This is a genomic window from Bradyrhizobium sp. USDA 327, assembly GCF_041262065.1.
Classification (GTDB): Bacteria; Pseudomonadota; Alphaproteobacteria; order Rhizobiales; family Xanthobacteraceae; genus Bradyrhizobium; species Bradyrhizobium liaoningense.
The window spans coordinates 2,908,904-2,930,726 of sequence record NZ_JBGCCW010000001.1; the positions used below are offsets into that span (position 1 = coordinate 2,908,904).

Here is a 21,823-nt window from a genome sequence, read left to right on the forward strand (position 1 = left end):
GTCGCATAACAGCTCAGCGGCCCTGCGTTATTGGGACCCTCTTGGCCCTTGACGCAAGGGCTGCGGCTCGCAAGATGCGCGCGTTCTTTCCCGCCTATCCGGAGCTCGTTCTCGTCCATGTCGCTGTCCCCCGAAGCCCGCAAGACCCTCGCCGGCATCACCACCGCCACGATCACCACGGTCCTGCTGAAAAAGGGGCTGCGCAATGTGTGGATGCGCGGCGCCCGTCCGCTCCGCCCGGGCCTGCCGCGCCTGGTGGGACCGGCCTTCACGCTACGCTTCGTGCCGGCGCGTGAGGATCTGGCGACGCCCGAATCTTGGTCGTCGCCGATCTCGACCCGCACCGCGATCGAGGCGATGCCGGAAGGATGCATCGCCGTGGTCGACGCCATGGGCATCACCGATGCCGGCATCTTCGGCGACATCCTGTGCGCGCGCATGGTCAAGCGCGGCGTCACCGCGCTGGTCACCGATGGCGTCGTGCGCGACGTCGAGGGCGTGCTCGGCACCAACCTGCCGGTGTGGTGCGACGGCTATGCCGCGCCGCCTTCCGTTGCGGGCCTCACCTTCGTCGGCTGGGGCGAGCCGATCGGCTGCGGCGGCGTTGCCGTTTTCCCGAACGACATCGTCGTCGCCGACCAGGACGGCTGCGTGCTGATCCCGCAGGCAATGCTCGATCACGTCCTCGCCGAGGGCGTCGAGCAGGAGCGGATGGAGGCCTGGATCGTCAACGAGGTGAACAACGGCGCGGCGCTGCCGGGCCTCTACCCCATGAATGCCGAAACCAAGGCGCGCTACGCCGCGAGCAAGAAGTAACCGGGAAGAAGAGAGGTCATTTCGATGGAGATCACTGTTGCAGGCACGCGGCCGACCCGCCACGCGCCCAAGGAACACTTCACCGGCACTGTCTTGCAGGACCCCGTGATCATGGCGCCCGCGCCGGCACGGCTGAACTGCTCGCGCGTGTCGTTCGAGCCGGGCGCACGCACCAACTGGCATCATCATCCGCTCGGGCAGACGCTTTACGTCATTTCCGGCGTCGGCCGCATCCAGTCCAAGGGCGGGCCGATCCGCGAGATCCGTCCTGGTGACACTGTCTGGATTCCGCCGGGTGAACTGCACTGGCACGGGGCATCGCCGACCAACGCCATGTGCCACATCGCCATGCAGGAAGCGCTCGACGGCGTCTACTCGACCTGGCTCGAGCCGGTCACCGACGCAGAGTACGGGGCCGCGGTCGGCTAACGCGCCGTGTCTCGGACAAGACGCGTCGCCCTGAGGCGCCGCTGCTTGTCCGGGACACCGCAACTTACATCCGCTCCGCCGTCCACGTCCCAGTGCACATCGCGCCGCGCCAGGTGCCGGAGCCCGAGCTGCCGCTGAGCCGGCCGAAGCCGACGGCGCGCTTGACGCCGGTGCTCAAGGTGACGTTGATGCTACCGGCATCGGCAACGCGACCGGACGCGTTCACCGCGGTGCTGCTCGAGGCGATCTGACCGTTGTTGATGCCGATTGCGACGGTTGCGCCGTTGCCGCAGGTTTCGCTCGACGACGAGATGCGGACATTCCATGTGCCGTCGAAAGTGCTTGTCGCAGCATCAGCCTGCGTGAGCGGGAAGGCGATGGCGACGAGGGAAGCGAGGAGACCTTTGCGAAAGCCGTTCATGACACGTCCCTGTGGGTGACCATGCGGGGATCGTGGCACGGGCGTGGAACCGGCGATGTGAGGGCTGTCACGCGCGCAAGCGGCTCTGTGAGCCGGCGCACGTCGCGATGATGGAAAAAGGCAAAGAGGCCCGGATCACGGGCCCCTTGTCTCCGTCAGGATGTCGAGTTCAGTTCACGCGTGTCCAGGTCTGGCCGCCGCAGAACATGCCGCCGAAGGCGCAGCCCTGCACGCGCAGCCGGTCGGTGCCTTTCATCGCGATCGTGGAATCGTAGGTCGAGCCGGAGTTCGGATCGAGGATGCGGCCGGACCATTTCTGGTCCTTGCCGGGCTTCATGTTGATCAGGACCTGCTCGCCGTTCTGGTTCGATTTGCTGTCGACCGAATAGCCGCAGAGATTGCTGCCGCATTGCTCGATGCGGACCTTGCCTTCCCTCTCCTCGGTCAGCCAGAGGCCGAGCGGTGAATTGAGATCGCGCGTGGGCGCCGCTGCAGGAGCGGGCGGCGCGACGGCAGCCGCCTGGACTGGGGCGGTTGCCGGGGGCGGAGCGGGCGGAGGCGGCGCCGGAGGGACCGCAGCCACGGCTGGGGCCGGCGGTGGTGTCACGGCGGGAGCTGCCTGCTGCGTGGCCGGTGCAGGCGGCGCGGGCGGCGGCAGCACAGCGGTCTCGGCCGGCGCATTGCTGGCGGTTGCCGCCGGAGGCGGCGGTGCTGCAGCGGGTGCAGCAGCAGCGGGTGCAGCAGGCACAGGTGCCTGCGCAGCCGCAGGCGGCGGGGCGACGGGAGCGGGCGCGGTCGGCGTTTGCGGCTCGACCGTGGCTTGCTGCGGCGCTTGTTGGCCTGGGGTCGTCTCGTTCTTCTTGGCCTTCTTGGGCTTGCTCTGGCCGGTGTTGTCGTAGACGCCGGGGATCTGCACCGTGCCGCGGTCCGGATCGATGCGGATGGTGTGTCCGCCATATTCGAACGTGTACTGCGCCTGCGCGGCGGTGCTCGCCAAAAGGAATGCGGCCGTGGCCAACAGCTTCCTCATTTCCGTCTCCTGAACAGGTGGTCCCCGGACCGACGCTTACGCGCCGGCTCGCTCGCAAAAAGTGATCTAGATCACTGTCGTTGGTATGAGTCGTCTTCCGGTGGTTCCGGGTTCAATAGGCCCGGAGCCGGTCCAAAGTTTGGCCAAGGCAGCGACAGGAGGACGCGGCAAGAACGCCCAGCCGAACCAGGCGGCGTAGATAATTTGTAGCTGCCGTCTTCCATGGAAATATGCAGCCATTGGTCGACGAAGGCCTTCAGTGCCATGTCGCGCTGGAGCCAATCAATCTTGACGCCGAGCGTCTTGCCGAGGGACTGCGCCATGTCACCAGCAACGCCTCGGCCAAAGCCGTCCAGAACTGAACGATCATCTCTTTTCCACCCATGCCCGAGCTGTCATTGTGCAGCCCTTGAGCGGTGGATTTGGACCAGATGCCACTCGGTGGCGAGGCAAATTGAAGGGAATCCTTGAGGTGACGATCTCGATGTACGAGGCCTCAGTCGGCCTCTTCGTGCCCTATTTGCGCAACCTGTCCGCGCTGCTCGACAAGGGCGTCGCTGATGCGGAGGCCCGCAAGTTCAATCCGACGGTTCTGCTCGGCATGCGCCTTGCGCCGAACATGTACGATCTGGCGCAGCAGGTCGGCGAAGCCTGCCGTCACGCGGTGGTCGCGCCGGCCTTGCTGGCGCAGTGCGAGCCGGTGGCGTTGCCGGCCCTCGAGCACGACATGGCCGGGCTTCAGGCGCGCATCGCAACGTCCATCGAGTTCATCGAAAGCCTGCCGCGCGCGGAGATCGATGCTGCTGCGGAACGGAATGTCTTCTTCAGGTTGAAGAACGGCACCGAGCTGCCCTTTACCGGGCGGACGCTGCTGCTGACGTTCAGCGTCCCGCAGTTCTTCTTTCACGTCACCACGGCCTACGACCTGTTGCGGCACGCCGGCGTCGAGCTGGTGAAGAAGGATTATCTCGGGCGGCGGTAGAGCTTACGCTTCGCCCTTGCGCTCGTAGTCGGCGAGCGAGCTTCGGCCGGCGATCTCGCTGCGCAGCTCTTCGAAGCGACGATGTGACTCGTCTTCCCGCTCGTCAACGAAGCGCACGGCGGCCTCGCTCGTCATCGGACCGCTGACCACGGGGGCGGATTGCTCGCCGATGGTCTCATGGACGTAGAACTGGTCGTCGTCGCCGCGATGGACCGTCCATTTGAGGCGGATCGCGACCATCGGACCGGGGCCAACCTTGCTGTAGCCATCCGCATCGATGTGCTCCGGCACCAGCGGCTGCTCGTCGATCATCGGATGCTCTTCGACAGCATGATGCTCTTCGACGGACGGCTGCTCACCGACGACGACGATCTCGGTCTCCCGGATGGTCTCGGTCTCGCGAACGACGAGGACGGGCTCGGGGTGCTCCAGGATGCTGGCGATGGTGGCGAGCGCGTGGTCGGTCGGGTCGATCTCTGACAAGGGTTCATCCTCCAGCTCGACGCGGCCGGCCAGTCTGTCCCACTGCCGCCGCGGCGGGTCTTATTACGCGCGTTTGATTAAGGCTGAGTTGGGGCTCGATCTGCACCAAAATGGGACGCTTTCTGGCGACCCGAAGGCGGGCGCATCCGGCGCCCGCCCGGGGTTCGCCTCAGCCCAGCACGTCCTGGTTGATCACGTTCTGCCTGATCGGATCGCCGTCGAGCACACTCAGGATGTTGCGCGCGGTCTGCTCGCTCATGCGCTGGACAGCCTCGACCGTCACGCCCGCGACATGCGGGGCGACGATGACGTTGGGCAGCGCGAACAGCGCGTTGCTGACCGGCGGCGGCTCCACCTCGAACACGTCGATGCCGGCGCCGGCGAGCTTGCCGGAGACCAGGGCGTCGTACAGCGCAGCCTCCTTCACGATGCCGCCGCGCGCGGTGTTGATGAGGTAGGATTTCGGCTTCATCCGGCCGATCCGCGCCGCGTCGAACAGGCCGACGGTTTCCGGCGTCTTCGGACAGTGGATCGTGACGAAATCGGCGTTTGGCAGGGCGGCGTCGAGGTCAGGCACCGGCTCGCATCCTGCCGCCTTGATCTCGGCGGCTCCCTTGAAGGGATCGTAGACCTGCACCTTCATTTCCATCGCCAGGCAGCGCTTGGCAGTGCGACTGCCGATGCGGCCGAAGCCGATGATCAGCACGGTCTTGCCGTAGAGATCGAACGGCAGCATGCCGAGCCGGTCGGCCCATTTGCCGTCCCTGACACAGGCGTGCATCTCCTGCGCGCGCTTGGCCAGCGTCAGCATCATGAACAGCGCCGCTTCCGCGACCGAGGGCGAGTTCGCGCTGCCGGCGACCATCAGCGGCACCTTGCGGCGGGAGAGGGCGGGCACGTCGACGGCGTCGTAGCCGACGCCGATGCGGGTCACCACCTTCATGTCCCCGGCTGCTTCGAGCTCGGTCTCGCCGAAGGCGGTGGCGCCGAGGGCCACGCCGTGGACGGGGGCATGGCTCTTCAACAAGGCCTCGAAGTCCTTCGCCGAGATCAGGTTCGCAAACTCGACGAGCTCGATATCGTCCCGCTGGGTGAGGAGGGCGCGTGCCCCTTGCGACAAAGTTTGTGTAACGAATATCTTCTTCTTGTTGGTCGCCATCGCTCCCCTGCCTGCCTCGCGTTTCTTAAGGCGGCGTCACAACACGACGCCGGTTTCTTCATTTAGCAGGTGCATGTTGTTGAGGTCCATCGCCAGGCGCATGGGTGCCCCGTCCTTGGCGCCGGCATTGGGATTGACGCGGCCGCAGACCGGCGTGCCCTCGAGCCCGAAATAGACCAGCGTCTCCATTCCCATCGGCTCGGTGACGTCGAGCATGGTGTCGAAGGTCTCGACGCCGGGCTCCAGATGCGCATGCGACTCGGTGAGATGCTCGGGCCGGAGGCCCAGCAGCAGCTTGTCGGTGCGCGGCAGCGCGTTGTAACGTGCGGCGCGGGCCGGCGGCAACGGGAAAGCGATGCGGTCGGTGAGGCGGATCTGGAGCGTGCCGCCGACGTCCTCGAGCCGGCACGGAATGAAGTTCATCGCCGGCGAGCCGATGAAGCCCGCGACGAAGCGCGTCGCCGGCTTGTGGTAGAGCTCGTTCGGCGTGCCGATCTGCTCGATCCGGCCCTTGTTCATCACCACCACGCGATCGGCCAGCGTCATCGCCTCGACCTGGTCGTGGGTGACGTAGACCGTGGTGGTGCGCACCTTCTGGTGCACCTTCTTGATCTCGATCCGCATCTGCACGCGCAGCTTGGCGTCGAGATTGGACAGCGGCTCGTCGAACAGGAACACCTTCGGATTGCGCACGATGGCCCGCCCCATCGCGACGCGCTGGCGCTGGCCGCCGGAGAGCTGCTTCGGCTTGCGGTCGATCAGGTCGGTGATGTCGAGGAGGCGCGCGGCTTCCGTCACCCGCGCCTTGATCTCGGCCTTGGGATAGTGCTTCAGACGCAGCCCGAACGACATGTTCTCGGCGACCGTCATGTGCGGATAGAGCGCATAGTTCTGGAACACCATCGCGATGTCGCGGTCCTTCGGCGGCACGTCGTTGACGACGTCGCCGCCGATCATGATGTCGCCGTCGCTGATGTCCTCGAGGCCTGCGATCATGCGCAGCGTCGTCGACTTGCCGCAGCCGGACGGGCCGACCAGCACGATGAACTCGTGGTCGGCGATGTCGAGATCGATGCCGCGCACGGCTTCGACATCGTCGTAACGCTTGACTACCTTCCGCAAAGCAACTTCAGCCATGAGCCATCAACCCTTTGTCGCGCCGGCGGTCAGGCCGGCAATGTAATAGTCCATCAGGAAGGCGTAGATGATCAGCGGCGGCGCGGCGCCCAGCAGCGCGCCGGTCATGATCTGCCCCCAGTTGAAGACGTCGCCCTTGATCAGCGTGGTGGTGATGCCGACCGGCAGCACGAGCTGATCGACCGACGTCGTGAACACCAGGGGATAGAGGAACTGCGCCCAGGACACCGTGAACGCGAAGATGGTCGCCGCGATCAGCCCGGGCAGGGCGACCGGGATGAATATCCGTGTCAGGGTCTGCAGCCAGGAGGCGCCGTCGATGAGGGCGGCCTCGTCCAGCTCCTTCGGAATGGAGGCGAAATAGCCGATCATGATCCAGGTGCAGAACGGCACGGTCAGCGTCGGATAGATGAACAGCAGCACGTACCACCGGTTGAGCAGCGTGATGCCGGTCAGGTCCTGGACCACCGCGAGCATCTTGAACAGCGGAATGAAGAGGAGGCTGTCCGGAATGAGGTAGGTGAGGAACACGCCGGTCGCGAGCGTCGTCGAGCCCCAGAACTTCATCCGCGCCAGCGCGAATGCCGCGGGGATGCTGATCAGCATGGTGACCATCACGACCACGATGGAGACGATGGCGGAATTCCAGAAGAAGCGCAGAAACTGGTTCGAGGTCAGAAGCTCGACATAGTTGGACAGGGTGGGATGAAACACCCACCAGGGATTGGTCGCCGCCGAAATCTCCGCGCTGCTCTTGAGCGAGGTGATCAGCATGTAGATCGGCGGAGTGAGCGAGAATATCGCGAACAGCACCAGGAAGAAGTAGGACCAGCGCAGCGCCCAGGTGCGATCCCGGCTCATGCTCCGGTATTTGACCTTGCGCGTGGGGCCGCCCTTGTCGATTGCAAGCGTGCTCATCAGGCTTCGTTCCCACGTTTGTTGACGTCGCGCAGAATGAAGATTGCCGCGACTGCGAGGATCGGCACCATGAACAGCGAAACGCAGGCGCCCAGCGGAATGTCGCTGCTTTGAATGCCGACCTGGAACGCCCACGTCGCGAATATGTGCGTGGAGTCCAGCGGGCCGCCCGAGGTCAGGATGCGCACGATGTCGAAATTGGCGAAGGTCACGATCAACGAGAACAGCGTCGTGATGGCGATGATGTTGCGCATCATCGGCAACGTCACGTACCAGATCCGCTGCCACCAATTGGCGCCGTCGATGGCGGCCGCCTCGTAGAGCTGGTCCGGCACAGATTTCAGCGCCGCCAGGTACATGATCATGAAGAACGGTGCGCCGTACCAGACGTTGACGAGGATGACCGAGAAGCGCGCCCAGAAGGTGTCACCAAGCCAGGGGATCGGGCCGATACCGAAGAAGGACAGCGTGTAGTTGAAGGCGCTGTAGGAGGGGTCGAACAGCCACAGCCAGGCCAGCGTGCTCATGGCGGGCGGGATCACCCACGGCACCAGCAGCATGCCGCGCCATTTGCGCTGGCCCTTGGCCGGCAGGTTGTGGACGAAATGAGCGACGATGAAGCCCAGCAACGCCTTGAAGAACACCGCGGTGATGGCGAAGATGCAGGACTGCCTTACGACCATCCAGAACGTGTCGCGCTTGAAGAGGAACGTGAAGTTGCTCAAGCCGACGAACTTCTGCATCGACTTGTTCAGCATCGCGAGATGCGCGGAGTAGAAGGCTGGATAGAGCACCAGCAGCGCGATCAGGAGAATCAGCGGAAGCGTCAGGAAGAACGCCACCGTCGACTTCCGCCTGAGCGCGTTATGTAAGCTGGTGCGTTTGCGCGGGCTCGCGGCGCGGACGGAGCGACCCTGCTCAACGACGACATCGGCCATGGTCAAACTTTCTTACGGAAGATTCAACGGGGAAGCCGGCCGCATCGACCGGCTTCCCCCGACAAGGGGACGGGCGGAATCATCGGCGGCTCACACCCAGGCACGTGAGCCGCCGTGACGCACAGGCATCAGCTCCGCATGAAGCCTTCGCACTCGCCTTCGGCCCAGGCGAGCGCCTGCTCCATCGTCTCGCCCCGCGCATAACGCAGCGCCAATTTGGTCAACGTCGCCTGCGAGTAGATCTGCTGTGCGATCTTCGGCGGTGCCGGAGCCGCCGCGATCGACATCGTCTGGTGCTTGTAGGGATCGGGATAGTGAAAGAGCGTGCCCTTCGGTGGCCCTTCCTCGGCCCATGTCTTGAGCTTCGTCATGTTGGCGAATGCCGGAAGATCGTAGCCGCCGCTCGCCGCGACGAATTTTTCGATCGATGACGGCTGCGACAGATGAACGAGCAGGCTCTTGGCGGCCTCCTTGTTCTTGCCGAAGCTCCAGACGCCCCAGAAGTATGGCAGGAAGGGCGCGAAACGCCCTTTCGGTCCGGACGGGAAGCCGTGGGTCCAGCATTGCTCGGCCACTTGCGGCGCGTCGCGCTTGGCGACCGCCCAGGAACTCGGCGGGTTCAGGATCATCGCCCCGCGGCCCGAGATCAGCCATTTGTTGTTGGACGCATCGTCCCACGACGCCGCGTCAGGCGGCAGGACGGCAATCAGCTTCTTGTAGAACTCGAGCGCCTGACGAACCGCATCGGTCTTCACCGTGACGTCGCCCTTGGCGTTGACGAGGTCCGCACCGAAAGAGCTGAAGATCGCGCCGGCGGTATCGACGCTGTCGGTGGTCTCGCCGAGACCGATGCCGAACGCAAAGCCGGCCTTGTGGCAGGCTTCGGCCGCCTTCAGGAAGGTCTCCATCGTCCAATTGTCCACCTTTGGCGGTGCGCCGACCGGGTACATCTCCTGCACGTCGATGCCGGCATGCTTCTTCATCAGGTCGATCCGTGAGCATGGGCCCTTGATCTGGCTGCCGACCGTCGCCGGGATAGCCAGCCATTTGCCGCCGGCCTGGCCCAGATATTTGACCGTGTCGTTGACCTCGCCGTTCTGCTTGATGATCGGCGCCATCACGTCATTGACCGGCTCGAGGTTGTCCGCATAGGCATGCGGCCACCAGGTCGGCATCTGGAGAATATCGTGGCCGGATTTCGCCTGCGCTTCGGCGGCGACCGTCAGTTCGAGCTTCTTGTTGTTGCTGGTGATGTAGTCGATGGAGACTTCGACCTTCTCCTTCGCGGCCCATTCATTGACCAGATCGGTAGAGGCCTTGTTGGCGCCCGGAACCCAATGGTCCCAGAAGCCGATCGAGAGCTTGCCGGCGGCGTAAGCGCCCCGGACGTAGGGCGCCGTGATCAGCGCCGCGGAGGACATTGCAGTGGCAGCCACAAATTGACGTCGCGTCAGTGTCTTGCGTGACATCTCGTTTCCTCGCCTGGGTGTTGTTGTTGGAGTTTCCTCTGAGAGACTTTTGAGTTTCTTGTTTTCGAATTTTCTTATTGATGCCGGCGGCCGACGTGAAAATTCACGCCGCCCGGAGCAAATTGGTAGCGCGATCAGATCATGATTGATTGCGTCTGTCGAGAAAGCCGAGCGGCTCCTCGTCTAAAACTAACGTTGTGCCCAGGACGCGCGTCGCTGCATGTCAGAACCATGCGTCGAATGTGAACCGCGAGCACACATTTTGCGACGCACACAGCGCACAGACCGACCCGGAACGATCCGTTGCGCAATTACGCCGCAGTTTCGAATGAGCCTGCATAACCGCTTCGCGCGAAAGACTTTTCCGGCGTGGACAGCACTCGGCTGTGTCTGGACCGCAAAGCGCTGGAAACGATAGAGTTCGGCTGATGGTTTGCTTCCGCCCGCCAAGACCAATTGGATCGACGATGGAGACGAGAATGATCAATGCGGCGCCGCCAGCGCGGCCTTACCTGCGACGATGGCTCGCGCTGGGGTCCATGCTCGCGCTGTTGCTCGGCGCAGCGACTTGGGCGAATGCTCAGGGATTGGTCAAAGGTGTTCAGGAAGGCGCTGCGGCCGGGAACAAGGCGGCAGGTCCGGTCGGTGGCGTGCTCGGCGGCGCAATCGGCGGCGTGGTTGGCGTCTTCACGGGCGTGCTCGGTGTCGGCAACAACAACAGCAGCAATCCTCCGCCGGCCGCCAGGGAGTCCAGCAAGGACGCCAAGCAGCAAGGCGCAGCCAGGGACAAGGATGCCAAGAGCGTCAAGCCGGGCAAGGGCGCCAAGGCGACCAAAGAGGCGAAGAACGCGCCGCAGGACAAGGGCAACAAGGACGTCACGGTTCTCACCCAGCCCGGCACGCCGCAACTGACCGCCGAACAGATCGTCGCCAACAGCGATTCCTACATCGAGCGGATCAAGACCCAGCTGAACCTCACGCCGGAACAGGAGAAGCACTGGTACGGCTTCTCGAGCGCGATGCACTACCTGGGGCACAATGGTGCAGAGCGGCTCAACCTGAGGGTTGCGCGGGCCAAGCGGGATCCGCCCGATGACATCATCGAGCAGATGCGCAACGAGGCCCAGTTCCTGATTGATCGCGCCGCCGACCAGCGCAACGTTGCCGACGCCGCCGAGCCGCTTTATTCGAGCCTCGACGACAAGCAGAGGCAGGTCTTCATTCAGGAGATGGTGCGCCTCAGTCACGAGCGTGGACTGGACTGATCAAGTTGAATCGGTCCGGGCGGGGTTGAATTAACGGCCCCGCCACGAATTCGTGAATCCTCCCCGCAATTCGGTTATGGTTAGCTTCGTAAGCTGACTGCGGGGTTGATATGGCGGACGGACTCTCCGTTTTCCTGGTCGAAGACGAGGCGTTGATCCGGATGATGATGGCCGACATGGTGGCGGAACTCGGCCACCACGTCGTCGCGGAAGCGGACAATGTGCGCGACGCCAGCGCCTTTGCCATGACCGCGCAATACGACATGGCCATCCTCGACATCAATCTCATGGGCGTCTACGTCGATCCCGTCGCCGACCTGATCGAGCGTCGCGGAAAACCGTTTCTGTTCGCCACAGGCTACGGTCCGGAACTGCTGCCGTCCTTGCTCCGGCGCAGGCCGATCCTGCGCAAGCCGATCGCAATGGATCAGCTCAAGGCGATGATCGATTCGATGTTTCCGGGGCCGTCAACCAAAGCTCCAGGCTGACCGATCACAACCGCCGCGCACGGCCGCAACTCAGCCGGCTCAGTTGCGACCGTTCCTCAGCACCTTGGCAATGGTGTGGGCCGTCATGGCAGCGCGATCCGACGCGCGCTGAGCAGCCAGCCGGTCGCGCGCCTTTTCCTCGATCAGGAGTTCGATCAGGGCCAGCCGCTTGTCTTCGCTGTCCGCTTCGCGAAGCAGACGGTGATAGCGGTGATAGTCGAAACCCAAATCCTGCTTACGCATGTCACGCCCCCGCAACTACGCCACACACGGGGAGATTGTTTCGCATCTGAAACATGCACGCAAGCACGTTCCTGCCTGGAACCGGGCGTGTGCTGAATCGTCTGTGAATTAGTGGAACGAACAGCAGCGGAGCGTGGTCGTCCGTCAATCCGCAGTATGGTCGGCAAACATCTTCAGGCCGACGAAGCTCGCATCGGGCTTGATCACCAGCCTGGTCGGGATGTCGCGCAGATAGTCCTGGAAGCGTCCCTTGGCTTCAAAGCGCGCCCGGAACGCGGAGGCCGCGAGGAACTCGCGAAAGCGCGGCACGATTCCGCCGGCGATATAGACCCCGCCGCGCGCGCCGAAGGTCACCGCGAGATTGCCGGCAACCGAGCCAAGGATGGCGCAAAACATCTCCAGCGTCGCGCGGCTGACGGGACAGCTGCCCTCAAGCGCAGCCTTGGTGATGGCGGCGGCATCGCGGTGCGGCACCTGGACGCCATCGATCTCGCCCAAGGCTTCATAGAGGTTCTGCAGTCCGGAGCCCGAGAGGGCGCCACGTTCGATGGAGACATGGCCGAGGCGCCGGCGCAAGCAGGCGATCACGCGTTCCTCGCGCTCGTTCTCCGCCGGCAGGGTCGCATGTCCGGCCTCAGTGACGACGGCCAGTCGCGAACCATGGCGTTCGATCAGACAGGAGACACCAAAGCCAGTTCCGGGCCCGACGACCAGCAACGGCTCTCCGGGAAGGCCATCGCCTCCGCCGAGCGGGATCAGATCGGCAGGCTGCAAGGCGGGCAGGGACCAGGCCACCACCTCGAAGTCGTTCAGCACGTGCACGCTGTCGAAGCCGAGCGCGGGCTGCAGCTCGTTGCCGTCGATGACCCAGGGGCTGTTGGTCATGACGCAGCGGTTGTTGGTGACGGGACCGGCCACGGCCAGCACCGCTCTTTGGGGCTGCTCGCCGCCTGACCGGCGCGCCAGGACATCCGCGATGGCTTCCCGTACGGTCGGGAAGTCAGCGACCTTCACGTAGTCGATCGGTCCGGTCTGATCGTTCCGGCTCAGCGCGAAGCGCGCATTGGTGCCGCCGATATCGGCGAGAAGAATGGTTCCTGTCTTGCCGATGCCCATAGCCCTGCGGCTTCCGCGGCCTTGCGGCCCTCGGGAACCTTCGCCTCCGTTCCTGATCCGATCCGCAAACCGCGGACGGTCTGAGAATCCTCGCTTGGTTGTTCCTAGTCAACACGGACAAGGTCAAACCGTTGCATTCTAGGCAAATCCCGGCCGTCAGCGCGGTATCGCCGCACGCGGTCGGTGGTTGCTAAGCTGCGCCGGAAGATCGACATTGGGAAGTAGCGTCCGGCGCCTGACGCCGGGCGGATCGAGTGGGGCCTTGCAATGAAGATTTCCGACCGCGACGTGTTGCTGGTGATCGACGTACAGAACGACTTCTGTACCGGCGGAGCGCTCGCCGTTCCCAGTGGCGAGAAGGTCGTCCCTGCCATCAATCGGATCGCCCAAAAATTCACCAATGTGGTGCTGACCCAGGACTGGCATCCGAGTGACCACGTCTCGTTCGCGTCGAACCATGCGGGCAAGCAGCCGTTCCAGACCATCGAGCTCGACTATGGCACGCAAGTGCTATGGCCGGCGCATTGCGTGCAAGGCACGGCGGGCGCTGAATTTCATCGCGATCTCGACGTGACGCGGGCAGGCCTCGTGGTGCGCAAGGGCTTTCGCCGTGGCATCGATTCCTATTCGGCGCTGTTCGAGAACGATCATCGGACGCCGACCGGACTACTCGGTTATTTGCGCGAGCGCGAACTGAAGACCGTCTTCGTCGCCGGTCTGGCGCTGGACTTCTGCGTCCGCTTCTCGGCGGAGGATGCGCGAAAGGCGGGGTTGGAGGTGGCCGTCATCGAGGATGCCTGCCGTGGCATCGATCTCGACGGCTCGGTGGCCGCGACCCATCACAGTTTCAGGGACCTCGGTATCGCTGTCGTCAGCCTCGAGGCGTTCCTGTGAGGATATTGAGGTAGCCATGGTGGAGAGGACCGCCAAACAGCCACGCGGACCAGGGCATGCCCCTGACGATCCACGGCTGTGGCCGTTTGCGGCGGCGCAGCTCGCCATGGATGCCTGCTTCTGGTGGCTGGAGCGCGGGCCCGCGAAGCAGGGTGAGAGCAGCCTGCCATGGACGACGCCCAACAGCGTTGCCTTGGAGCTCGCAACGATGCAGCTGCGCGATTGCTCGCGGACCCGGTCCGGCCAGCCGGCGCTGGTCTGCGCCCCCTATGCGCTGCATCGGGCCCTGATCGCCGATTTCGCGCCGGGCCATAGCGTGGTGCAGTCGCTGCAAGAGGGCGGTGTCGACAGGGTCTATGTCACCGACTGGCGGTCGGCCACCCCGAGCATGCGCTACCTCTCGATCGACAGCTATCTCGCCGATCTCAACGTCGCCATCGACGAGATCGGTGCGCCGGTCGATCTCGTCGGCCTTTGCCAGGGCGGATGGCTGTCGCTGCTCTACGCGGCGCGCTTTCCAGCCAAGGTGCGGCGGCTGGTGCTGGTCGGTGCTCCCGTGGACTTGTCGATTGATTCCTCGCTCTCCCGCCTCGCCCGCAACGCGCCCGAGCAGGTCTACCACCAGCTCGTCTCGCGCGGCGGCGGCAATGTCAGCGGTGAGGAGATGTTGCGCTTCTGGTCCAAGGCGCCGAGCCGCGACGATATCGTCGCGGCATTGCAGCGGGATCTGTCGGACGAGCAGGGCACCGCGCTGCTCGCGCGCTTCGACCGCTGGAACGCCGAGACGCTCAATCTGCCGGGCACTTACTATCTCGAGATCGTCAACGGTATTTTCCGGGAGAACCGGATTGCCGGAGGCAGTTTCGTCGCGCTCGGCCGCCAGATTCATCTGAAGGACGTCGTGGCGCCGATCTTCCTGCTCGCCGGACTCGACGACGATGTGGTGCCGGCGACGCAAGCGCTCGCCACCGCCGGGCTTGTCGGTACGCCGCCCGCTTTCATTGCGGCGGCTTCCGAGCCGAGCAATCATCTCGGACTGTTCATGGGCGCGCGCACCCACGCGCATGTCTGGCGCCGGATCGCCGGGTGGCTGCGTGACGATCTGCCCGGCGTGCTGGCCCGCAGCGCCTGAGTCGCCGGCGCTGGGCGGGCCGCCCTGCAAGTCCGTTATGCATGCCGGCGGATGGCTCGCACGGGACCCGGTCGATGGGCTACATAGGATCCGGAGCTGACGGCTTCGGCAGCGGATGGATTTAAGGGTACTGCGCTCGATGACTTTCCACTCGATCTACGCTCACGGATTTGCGCGCGTGGCGGCCTGTGTCACCACGTCCCATGTCGCCGATCCCACGGCCAACGCCAAGGCTGTCCTGGCAGCGGCAGAGGCCTGCCACGAGCAGTCGGCGGCGGTCGCGGTTTTTCCCGAGCTGTGCCTGTCCGGCTATGCGATCGAGGACCTGGTCAAGCAGGATCCGCTGCTCGATGCCGTCGAGCGCGGGCTCGCCGCGATCGTTGAGGCCTCCGCGGGGCTGATGACGGTCCTGATCGTCGGGGCACCGCTGCGCTTTGGTCATCGCATCTACAACTGCGCTGTCGTCATCCATCGCGGCAACGTCCTCGGCGTGGTGCCGAAATCCTACCTGCCGACCTACCGCGAGTTCTACGAGGGACGGCATTTCGCCTCCGGCGCCGGCATCGCTGGCGAGACGATCGCCTTCGGCGGCCTGCAGGCCCCGTTCGGCGTGGATCTCCTGTTCGCCGCGGAGGACGTTCCGGGCCTCACCATCGGCGTCGAGATCTGCGAGGACATGTGGATCCCGGTGACGCCGGCTTCGGAGCTCGCGCTCGCGGGTGCGAGTGTTCTGATCAATCTTTCCGGCAGCCCGATCACGATCGGCCGTGCGCGCTCACGCGCGCTGCTGTGCCAATCGACGTCGGCGCGCTGCCTCGCGGCTTACGTCTATGCGGCCGCCGGGGCAGGAGAATCGACCACGGATCTCGCCTGGGACGGCCAGACCTCGATCTTCGAGAACGGGGTGCTGCTGGCCGAGGGCGAGCGGTTCCGCCAGGGCGGCCAGATCACGCTGGCCGACGTCGATCTCGACCTGCTCAGGCAGGAACGCGCGTTGATGGGAACGTTCGACGACAACCGGCGGCAGCGCGATGCCTTTTACCGCAAGGTGACATTCGCGCTGAAACCGCCAGCCGCCGACATCGGCTTCCTGCGCAAGGTCGAGCGCTTTCCGTTCGTGCCGAGCGACGAGAGCCTGCTCGAGCAGGATTGCTACGAGGCCTACAACATCCAGGTCGCCGGGCTGGTGCAGCGCATGCGCGCGACTGGTACCAAGCGCGTCGTGATCGGCGTATCCGGCGGGCTCGATTCCACCCATGCACTGATCGTGGCCGCCAAGGCGATCGATCTGCTCGGCCTGCCGCGCGAGAACATCCTGGCCTACACCATGCCGGGCTTTGCCACCGGCAGCGAGAGCAAGACCCATGCACTGGCACTGATGCAGGCGTTGCGGACGAGCTGGCAGGAGCTCGACATCCGCACCACCGCAACCCAGATGCTGAAGGATATCGGTCATCCCTTCGGCAAGGGCGAGAAGGTCTACGACGTCACCTTTGAGAACGTGCAGGCGGGCCTTCGGACGGACTATCTGTTCCGGCTCGCAAACCATCACGGCGGCATCGTCATCGGAACCGGCGATCTCTCCGAGCTCGCGCTGGGCTGGTGCACCTATGGTGTCGGCGACCAGATGGCGCATTACAACGTCAATGCGGGCGTGCCGAAGACGCTGATCCAGCACCTGATCCGCTGGGTGATCTCATCCAGGCAGTTCAGCGACGACGTCAACCGGACGCTTGGCTCGATCCTGACCGCCGAAATCTCGCCCGAGCTGGTGCCGGTGCAGCCCGGCGAGAAACCGCAGAGCACGGAAGCGTCCGTCGGGCCTTACGAGCTGCAGGATTTCAACCTGTTCTACACGCTGCGCTTCGGCATGCGGCCGTCCAAGATCGCCTTCATGGCTTTCCAGGCGTGGAAGGACGTCGCCAAGGGCGAGTGGCCGCCAGCATTCCCGAATGATCGGCGCAAGGCCTATGATCTGCCCGAGATCCGCCGCTGGCTGGAAGTGTTCCTGCGCCGCTTCTTCGCGTTCAGCCAGTTCAAGCGCTCGGCCATGCCGAACGGGCCGAAGGTCTCGGCCGGCGGCTCGCTGTCGCCGCGCGGCGACTGGCGTGCGCCGTCGGATTCGAGTGCGGCCGCTTGGCTCGAGGATCTCGAACGGAACGTGCCGAACTGATCGGCGCGGCCGATCGGCATTGTTGGGAGACGATCGATGTCGGCCGGAGATGGGGCGCAAACGAGCGAGGAGGCCAAGGTCACCAACGGCCTCTACATCTTCGACATCGAAATGCGTGATGGCAAGCGCGGGCGGGCGAGAGGCGTGGTCGTGCTCTGCGAGGGCCGCATCATGGGCGGCGACAGCTATTTCTACTACACCGGCAGCTACACCTTCCGGAACGGCAAGTGGCGTGGCGACATGACCGTCAACCAGCACACCGAGGCGGTCGGCAGGACGCTTGCATTCGGCGGCAGGGAAGTCACCTGCGGCTTTTCCGGCGACTATTTTCCCGGCGGTGCGGAGGTCGAAGGCATGGCACTGGTCGGCAAGACCAGCGTGACGTTCACGGCGCGACTGACGCTCAAGGATGCGATGTGAGCGTGGCCTGATCGGCTCGCTGGTGAAACGCTACGTTCCCACTCAGGAACCTTCGCAAGGACAGAACGTTCGCGTCTGTTGTTGCGAATTGTTGAGGAGAGGGACCATGCGTAAACACTTGATGCTATCGACTGCGGCCATCGGGCTCATGCTCGCATCCGGATTCGCCTACGCTCAGGCGCCCGGTGAGCGAAGGGACGAGCCGAAACGAACCGAGGAACCCGCGAAAGGCGCCGCGCCGCAGCGCGGTGGCGCGGCCCAAGGCGCTCAAGAGCGCGTTCAAGAGCGCGCGCAGGGCGCTCATGAGAGACTGCAGGGAGCGGGACGCGAGGACAAAGGCGGCGCGGCGAAGCGCGAGGCCGACGACGACAAGCGCCAGCCGGCCCCTTCTGCGGAGCGCGATCAACCGAAGGCGAAGGATCAGGCACGAGACTCTCGCGAACCTTCACGCGATCGCAATCGCGAGGCTGAGAGCGCGAAGCCGGGTCGCGACAGCGACAAGAGCAGCGCGGAGACGAAGCAGGACAAGTCAGCACCGCAGAAATCAACGGCCGAGTCCGAGAAGTCCAGGACCGCCCCAACTGGCCAGCAGAACGAGCGTACCGGGGCCGCGGCCAACCAGAACGAGCGCAACCAGGCTCAGCCGCCGCGCAATGCCGCCGAGCAACAGCAGCCAGCGCAACAGACCAACCGGCCGACCACCGCGACGGATACGAGCCGGACGGCTCCGGCCAACAATGCGCAGACCGCGCCCAGCACATCGGGCACGCAGACCAATCAGGCCAATCAAGCCACCCAGACCAACACGCAGGTCAATCAGCAGGCCCAGGTGACGACCGAGAAGCAGGTGCGGATCTCCGAAACGATGAGCCGCGCGCGGCTGGCGCAGCCGGAGCGCAATCTGAACATCTCGATCCGGATCGGCGAGACGATTCCGCCGCGCGTACGTCTCTACCGGCTGCCGCCCGAGATCGTCTCGATCGAGCCCGAATATCGGGACTACGAATATTTCGCAACGGACGACGAGGTGGTCATTGTCGAGCCCCGGACGCATCGCATCGTCAGCCAGGTGCCCCGCGATCCGTCTCGGGCGCGTGCACAAATGGGCGGCAGCTCCTCGTCGAGCATGGCGGCGGCCGGCGGAGGCCCTTTGAACTGCCAGATCATGCGGCGTGACGCCTCGGGCAATGTCGCCCAAGCGGAACCCTCGACCGTTGGCTCGACTGCGCGCACCGATTCCTTGAGCGTGACGGTCCAGATGCCCGACGGCGGCTCGTCCGCGCCGATCGCGCTCGGCGCTCCCGCGGGCAACATCGTGGTCGCAACGCAAGGGCAGGGCGACTGCACGGTGACGATCGAGCCGCAGACGCGCTGACTGCGACGACGTTGAAACGACAACGCGCCGCCCGGCAGAAACCAGCCGGGCGGCGCGATTGCGTTCGATGTCGAAAGTTTCGAGGTCCGGAGTGCCTAGGAGTCCGGACCTCGTCACCTTGCCCCAGCCTTAGATCCCCCGCCCCATGTGGTCCCCCAACCCCGAGGTGCGCGATCAGAAGGTGATGCCTCTTGAAGTGCCGCCGATCGATGTCGCGCGATGTACGCGAGATCTGAATAGGATTCAAATCCGGATCACTACGGACACGATCGAACTTGCTGCTGCGGGAATCTGCAGATGCCTGCATTGACGGCAGCACCGCTGCTCAACATCGTTGCTCGCAATGCGCAGGATGTCCACATCTCGTCAGCGCCGCCGAAGACACATTCACGGGCCTGTCATTGAACTGGTCTAGCGCTGCTCCCGTCATCGCCGACGGTCAAGGAGCAAGCCATGTCGAAGCCGGTGCTGGGCGCCGCATTGTCCATCAAATCGATCCCCGCGCATCGCGACTGGCTTCTCGAACGGCAGCGCGATCTCGAGATCCAGGATTTTTTCCGCGCCGATCTGCTCGACAGCGATTGGCGGAGCACGGCGGGCGAGATCAAGCAGATGCTTTCCGGCCATACCGGCCGGCTCGGCATCCACGGGCCGTTCTGGGGTTTCAAGATCGACAGCCACGATCCGATGATCCGCCAGGCGGTGACCAAGCGCCTGCTTCAGGGGCTGGATGCCGCCGAATTCCTCGGCGCGACGCAGATGGTGGTCCACTCGCCGTTCACGACGTGGGACCACAACAATCTCGATCTCTATCCCGATAGCCGCGGCAACATCGTCGAACGCGTCAAGGCGACGCTCGCCGAGGTGATTGCGCGCGCTGAAACCATCGGCTGCGAGATCGTCATCGAGAACATCGAGGACAAGGATCCGCGCGACCGCGTGCGCCTCGCCAGGGCGCTCGAAAGCAGCAAGGTCCGCGTCTCGCTCGACACCGGGCACGCCAATTACGCGCACATCTCCACCGGCGCGCCGCCGGTCGACTACTATGTCGAGACAGCGGGCGACATGCTGACGCATGTGCATCTCCAGGACACCGACGGCTTTGCCGACCGGCACTGGGCGCCGGGCGAAGGCAATATCCCGTGGGTGGCCGTGTTCCGCGCCCTTGGCCGTCTGACGTCAAATCCGCGGTTGATCCTCGAGCTCCGCAATCACGACGACGTCCGCGCCGGCGCAGCCCATCTCGCCGCGCTCGGCCTCGCCGAATAACCGTCATCACAAGGGCAGGGTCATCATCATGAGCAAGCTTACCCGTCGCAGCATCCTGAAAACCGGCGGCGTTGCCGCGAGCACGCTGCTGCTCCCGCGCTTTGCGATTGCGCAAGGCGACAACCGTCCGTCGGTCACGATCGCCGTGCAGAAGGTCACCAACTCGAACGTGCTCGACGTGCTGCGCGAGCAGTCCAATGTCGGCGAGCGCGTATTCTTCTCCTCGGTCTGGGAAGGCCTGATCTCCAAGAACTGGCGTGGCAATCTCGAAGCCGTGCCCGGCCTTGCTACCGAATGGCGCCGCATCGACGATCAGACCGTCGAGGTGAAGCTGCGCCAGGGCGTCAAGTTCCACAATGGCGACGAGCTGACGGCAGACGACGTCGTCTTCACCTTCAGCCGCGAACGCATGTTCGGCGAGACCGAGGCCAAGAACCGCTCCACCATCAAAGCGTTCGAGAAGATCCCGACGCCGCGGCCCGGCAAGGAGCTGCCGCCGGATGTGCCGGCCGTCGCCCGCCGCATCTGGCCGGACCTCGCGCGCGTCGATGCCGTCGACAAGTACACCGTGCGCTTCTACAACGCGACGCCCGACGTCACCATCGAGGGTCGGCTGTCGCGCTACGGCTCCGACATCATGAACCGCCGCGCCTGGGATGAGTCTGCGAGCTATCTCGACTGGGCGCGCAAGCCGATCACCACCGGCCCCTACAAGGTCGTCGAACTCAAGCCCGACGTCTCGCTCACGCTCGAAGCCCACGACGAATATTGGGGTGGCCGTCCGCCGCTCAAGCGCATCCGCTTCCTCGAAGTGCCGGAGGTCGCGAGCCGCATCAATGGCCTGTTGTCGGGCGAATACCAGTTCGCCTGCGACATCCCGCCGGACCAGATCGCCGGCATCGAGAAGAACGCCGCGTTCGAAGTGCAGGGCGGCACCATCCTCAATCATCGCCTGACCGTGTTCGACAAGAACCATGCTCAGCTGGCCAATCCGCTGGTGAGGCGCGCGTTCACCCATGCGATCGACCGCCAGGCCATCGTCGACAGCCTGTGGGCCGGCCGCACCCGCGTGCCGAAGGGCCTGCAGTGGGAATTCTACGGCGACATGTTCAACGCCGACTGGAACGTGCCCGCGTATGATCCCAAGCTTGCGCAGGATCTGCTCAAGCAGGCCAATTACAAGGGCGATCCGATTCCCTATCGCCTGCTCAACAATTACTACACCAACCAGGTCGCGACCGCGCAGATCCTGGTCGAGATGTGGAAGTCGGTCGGCCTCAACGTGCAGATCGAGACCAAGGAGAACTGGTCGCAGATCATGGAGCGTGGACCCGCGCGCGCCGTCCGCGACTGGTCGAACTCGGCCGCGTTCAACGATCCCGTGTCCTCGCTGGTCGCCCAGCACGGGCCGAACGGCCAGCAGCAGCAGATCGGCGAATGGACCAATGTCGAGCTGAACAAGCTCTCGGAGTTCCTGGAGACCTCGACCGACCGCGCCGCGCGCAAGAAGGCGTTCCGCCGCATGCTGGAGATCGCCGAACGCGAAGACCCCGCCTACACGGTGCTGCACCAGAACGCGACCTTCACCGCCAAGCCGAAATCGATCAAGTGGAAGGCATCTCCCGCCTTCGCGATGGATTTCCGCGCCGGCAATTTCGAGGCCTGA

At 64.5% G+C, this 21,823-nt stretch carries 22 protein-coding genes and 1 pseudogene; 12 read left to right on the forward strand and 11 right to left on the reverse strand.

The features are described 5' to 3' along the window. Nucleotides 1-117: 117 nt before the first annotated feature. Both ABIA42_RS13350 and ABIA42_RS13355 read left to right on the forward strand, forming a co-directional pair. A complete protein-coding gene (locus ABIA42_RS13350) occupies nt 118-816 on the forward strand; it encodes a ribonuclease activity regulator RraA (RefSeq protein ID WP_024341888.1) in 699 nt (232 codons plus the stop codon). A 24-nt stretch (nt 817-840) separates the two neighbouring features. Further along, entirely contained in the window at nt 841-1,245 is a 405-nt protein-coding gene (locus ABIA42_RS13355) for a cupin domain-containing protein (RefSeq protein WP_197966305.1), read from the forward strand. A gap of 64 nt (nt 1,246-1,309) precedes the next feature. Here the strand turns inward: ABIA42_RS13355 and ABIA42_RS13360 are convergent, their stop codons facing one another. From ABIA42_RS13360 to ABIA42_RS13370, 3 genes and pseudogenes are all read right to left on the reverse strand, one after another. Further along, nucleotides 1,310-1,666, reverse strand: a complete 357-nt coding sequence (locus ABIA42_RS13360; protein WP_370113132.1) for a hypothetical protein — start codon at nt 1,664-1,666, stop codon at nt 1,310-1,312. Nucleotides 1,667-1,835: 169 nt separating this feature from the next. Continuing rightward, nucleotides 1,836-2,696, reverse strand: a complete 861-nt coding sequence (locus tag ABIA42_RS13365; protein WP_370113130.1) for a DUF2147 domain-containing protein — start codon at nt 2,694-2,696, stop codon at nt 1,836-1,838. Between the two features lie 183 nt (nt 2,697-2,879). Beyond that, a pseudogene (locus ABIA42_RS13370) lies at nt 2,880-2,986 on the reverse strand (amino acid ABC transporter); the annotation flags it as partial. Between the two features lie 194 nt (nt 2,987-3,180). Between ABIA42_RS13370 and ABIA42_RS13375 the strand changes: the two are divergent. Further along, on the forward strand, nt 3,181-3,678 hold the full coding sequence (locus tag ABIA42_RS13375) for a DUF1993 family protein (RefSeq protein ID WP_271530743.1): 498 nt from the start codon (nt 3,181-3,183) through the stop codon (nt 3,676-3,678). A gap of 3 nt (nt 3,679-3,681) precedes the next feature. On the opposite strand, the gene ABIA42_RS13380 is transcribed toward ABIA42_RS13375, so the two are convergent. The 6 genes from ABIA42_RS13380 to ABIA42_RS13405 form a co-directional block, all read right to left on the reverse strand. Next, a complete protein-coding gene (locus ABIA42_RS13380) occupies nt 3,682-4,161 on the reverse strand; it encodes a hypothetical protein (RefSeq protein ID WP_271530690.1) in 480 nt (159 codons plus the stop codon). Nucleotides 4,162-4,330: 169 nt separating this feature from the next. Next, nucleotides 4,331-5,320: a hydroxyacid dehydrogenase gene (locus tag ABIA42_RS13385; protein ID WP_370113128.1), complete on the reverse strand. Its 990-nt coding sequence runs from the start codon at nt 5,318-5,320 to the stop codon at nt 4,331-4,333. 36 nt (nt 5,321-5,356) lie between these two features. Then, entirely contained in the window at nt 5,357-6,457 is a 1,101-nt protein-coding gene (locus ABIA42_RS13390) for an ABC transporter ATP-binding protein (RefSeq protein WP_370113126.1), read from the reverse strand. 6 nt (nt 6,458-6,463) lie between these two features. Further along, the gene (locus ABIA42_RS13395) at nt 6,464-7,375 is read right to left on the reverse strand and encodes a carbohydrate ABC transporter permease (protein ID WP_028179734.1); all 912 of its coding nucleotides are present in this window, start codon (nt 7,373-7,375) and stop codon (nt 6,464-6,466) included. After that, on the reverse strand, nt 7,375-8,313 hold the full coding sequence (locus ABIA42_RS13400) for a carbohydrate ABC transporter permease (protein WP_271530694.1): 939 nt from the start codon (nt 8,311-8,313) through the stop codon (nt 7,375-7,377). The genes ABIA42_RS13395 and ABIA42_RS13400 overlap by 1 nt, the downstream gene beginning before the upstream one ends. 128 nt (nt 8,314-8,441) lie before the next feature. Beyond that, complete coding sequence (locus tag ABIA42_RS13405; RefSeq protein WP_271530695.1) at nt 8,442-9,782, reverse strand: ABC transporter substrate-binding protein; 1,341 nt, start codon at nt 9,780-9,782, stop codon at nt 8,442-8,444. Nucleotides 9,783-10,261: 479 nt separating this feature from the next. Between ABIA42_RS13405 and ABIA42_RS13410 the strand changes: the two genes are divergently transcribed. Both ABIA42_RS13410 and ABIA42_RS13415 read left to right on the forward strand, forming a co-directional pair. Continuing rightward, on the forward strand, nt 10,262-11,047 hold the full coding sequence (locus ABIA42_RS13410) for a Spy/CpxP family protein refolding chaperone (protein WP_370113123.1): 786 nt from the start codon (nt 10,262-10,264) through the stop codon (nt 11,045-11,047). Between the two features lie 110 nt (nt 11,048-11,157). Next, nucleotides 11,158-11,535 carry a response regulator gene (locus ABIA42_RS13415; protein WP_370113121.1) on the forward strand — a complete coding sequence of 126 codons (378 nt, stop codon included), beginning with the start codon at nt 11,158-11,160 and terminating at the stop codon, nt 11,533-11,535. Nucleotides 11,536-11,574: 39 nt separating this feature from the next. Here the strand turns inward: ABIA42_RS13415 and ABIA42_RS13420 are convergent, their stop codons facing one another. Further along, nucleotides 11,575-11,778 (reverse strand): hypothetical protein, encoded by a 204-nt coding sequence (locus ABIA42_RS13420; protein ID WP_370113119.1) that lies wholly within the window; start codon nt 11,776-11,778, stop codon nt 11,575-11,577. A 144-nt stretch (nt 11,779-11,922) separates the two neighbouring features. Further along, a complete protein-coding gene (gene glk / locus ABIA42_RS13425) occupies nt 11,923-12,894 on the reverse strand; it encodes a glucokinase (protein ID WP_370113117.1) in 972 nt (323 codons plus the stop codon). A gap of 267 nt (nt 12,895-13,161) precedes the next feature. On the opposite strand from glk, the gene pncA reads away from it, so the two are divergent. From pncA to ABIA42_RS13460, 7 genes are all read left to right on the forward strand, one after another. Beyond that, nucleotides 13,162-13,788 (forward strand): bifunctional nicotinamidase/pyrazinamidase, encoded by a 627-nt coding sequence (gene pncA, locus ABIA42_RS13430; protein ID WP_370113115.1) that lies wholly within the window; start codon nt 13,162-13,164, stop codon nt 13,786-13,788. Between the two features lie 16 nt (nt 13,789-13,804). Then, nucleotides 13,805-14,920 carry an alpha/beta fold hydrolase gene (locus tag ABIA42_RS13435; RefSeq protein ID WP_370113113.1) on the forward strand — a complete coding sequence of 372 codons (1,116 nt, stop codon included), beginning with the start codon at nt 13,805-13,807 and terminating at the stop codon, nt 14,918-14,920. Nucleotides 14,921-15,059: 139 nt separating this feature from the next. Next, nucleotides 15,060-17,093, forward strand: coding sequence for an NAD(+) synthase (locus ABIA42_RS13440; protein ID WP_370113111.1), 2,034 nt, complete (start codon nt 15,060-15,062; stop codon nt 17,091-17,093). 36 nt (nt 17,094-17,129) lie between these two features. Beyond that, nucleotides 17,130-17,513: a GrlR family regulatory protein gene (locus ABIA42_RS13445; protein WP_028181737.1), complete on the forward strand. Its 384-nt coding sequence runs from the start codon at nt 17,130-17,132 to the stop codon at nt 17,511-17,513. 106 nt (nt 17,514-17,619) lie between these two features. After that, nucleotides 17,620-18,888 carry a DUF1236 domain-containing protein gene (locus tag ABIA42_RS13450; RefSeq protein WP_370113108.1) on the forward strand — a complete coding sequence of 423 codons (1,269 nt, stop codon included), beginning with the start codon at nt 17,620-17,622 and terminating at the stop codon, nt 18,886-18,888. A gap of 453 nt (nt 18,889-19,341) precedes the next feature. After that, nucleotides 19,342-20,157 carry a sugar phosphate isomerase/epimerase family protein gene (locus ABIA42_RS13455; protein ID WP_370113106.1) on the forward strand — a complete coding sequence of 272 codons (816 nt, stop codon included), beginning with the start codon at nt 19,342-19,344 and terminating at the stop codon, nt 20,155-20,157. 28 nt (nt 20,158-20,185) lie between these two features. Further along, nucleotides 20,186-21,823: an ABC transporter substrate-binding protein gene (locus ABIA42_RS13460; RefSeq protein WP_370113104.1), complete on the forward strand. Its 1,638-nt coding sequence runs from the start codon at nt 20,186-20,188 to the stop codon at nt 21,821-21,823.

What these genes read in the sequence shown, in the direction of transcription:
- ABIA42_RS13350 (WP_024341888.1), top strand. Translation starts at nt 118, where the DNA reads ATGTCGCTGTCCCCCGAAGCCCGCAAGACCCTCGCCGGCATCACCACC.
- ABIA42_RS13355 (WP_197966305.1), top strand. Translation starts at nt 841, where the DNA reads ATGGAGATCACTGTTGCAGGCACGCGGCCGACCCGCCACGCGCCCAAG.
- ABIA42_RS13360 (WP_370113132.1), bottom strand. Translation starts at nt 1,666, where the DNA reads ATGAACGGCTTTCGCAAAGGTCTCCTCGCTTCCCTCGTCGCCATCGCC.
- ABIA42_RS13365 (WP_370113130.1), bottom strand. Translation starts at nt 2,696, where the DNA reads ATGAGGAAGCTGTTGGCCACGGCCGCATTCCTTTTGGCGAGCACCGCC.
- ABIA42_RS13375 (WP_271530743.1), top strand. Translation starts at nt 3,181, where the DNA reads ATGTACGAGGCCTCAGTCGGCCTCTTCGTGCCCTATTTGCGCAACCTG.
- ABIA42_RS13385 (WP_370113128.1), bottom strand. Translation starts at nt 5,320, where the DNA reads ATGGCGACCAACAAGAAGAAGATATTCGTTACACAAACTTTGTCGCAA.
- ABIA42_RS13390 (WP_370113126.1), bottom strand. Translation starts at nt 6,457, where the DNA reads ATGGCTGAAGTTGCTTTGCGGAAGGTAGTCAAGCGTTACGACGATGTC.
- ABIA42_RS13395 (WP_028179734.1), bottom strand. Translation starts at nt 7,375, where the DNA reads ATGAGCACGCTTGCAATCGACAAGGGCGGCCCCACGCGCAAGGTCAAA.
- ABIA42_RS13400 (WP_271530694.1), bottom strand. Translation starts at nt 8,313, where the DNA reads ATGGCCGATGTCGTCGTTGAGCAGGGTCGCTCCGTCCGCGCCGCGAGC.
- ABIA42_RS13405 (WP_271530695.1), bottom strand. Translation starts at nt 9,782, where the DNA reads ATGTCACGCAAGACACTGACGCGACGTCAATTTGTGGCTGCCACTGCA.
- ABIA42_RS13410 (WP_370113123.1), top strand. Translation starts at nt 10,262, where the DNA reads ATGATCAATGCGGCGCCGCCAGCGCGGCCTTACCTGCGACGATGGCTC.
- ABIA42_RS13415 (WP_370113121.1), top strand. Translation starts at nt 11,158, where the DNA reads ATGGCGGACGGACTCTCCGTTTTCCTGGTCGAAGACGAGGCGTTGATC.
- ABIA42_RS13420 (WP_370113119.1), bottom strand. Translation starts at nt 11,778, where the DNA reads ATGCGTAAGCAGGATTTGGGTTTCGACTATCACCGCTATCACCGTCTG.
- glk (WP_370113117.1), bottom strand. Translation starts at nt 12,894, where the DNA reads ATGGGCATCGGCAAGACAGGAACCATTCTTCTCGCCGATATCGGCGGC.
- pncA (WP_370113115.1), top strand. Translation starts at nt 13,162, where the DNA reads ATGAAGATTTCCGACCGCGACGTGTTGCTGGTGATCGACGTACAGAAC.
- ABIA42_RS13435 (WP_370113113.1), top strand. Translation starts at nt 13,805, where the DNA reads ATGGTGGAGAGGACCGCCAAACAGCCACGCGGACCAGGGCATGCCCCT.
- ABIA42_RS13440 (WP_370113111.1), top strand. Translation starts at nt 15,060, where the DNA reads ATGACTTTCCACTCGATCTACGCTCACGGATTTGCGCGCGTGGCGGCC.
- ABIA42_RS13445 (WP_028181737.1), top strand. Translation starts at nt 17,130, where the DNA reads ATGTCGGCCGGAGATGGGGCGCAAACGAGCGAGGAGGCCAAGGTCACC.
- ABIA42_RS13450 (WP_370113108.1), top strand. Translation starts at nt 17,620, where the DNA reads ATGCGTAAACACTTGATGCTATCGACTGCGGCCATCGGGCTCATGCTC.
- ABIA42_RS13455 (WP_370113106.1), top strand. Translation starts at nt 19,342, where the DNA reads ATGTCGAAGCCGGTGCTGGGCGCCGCATTGTCCATCAAATCGATCCCC.
- ABIA42_RS13460 (WP_370113104.1), top strand. Translation starts at nt 20,186, where the DNA reads ATGAGCAAGCTTACCCGTCGCAGCATCCTGAAAACCGGCGGCGTTGCC.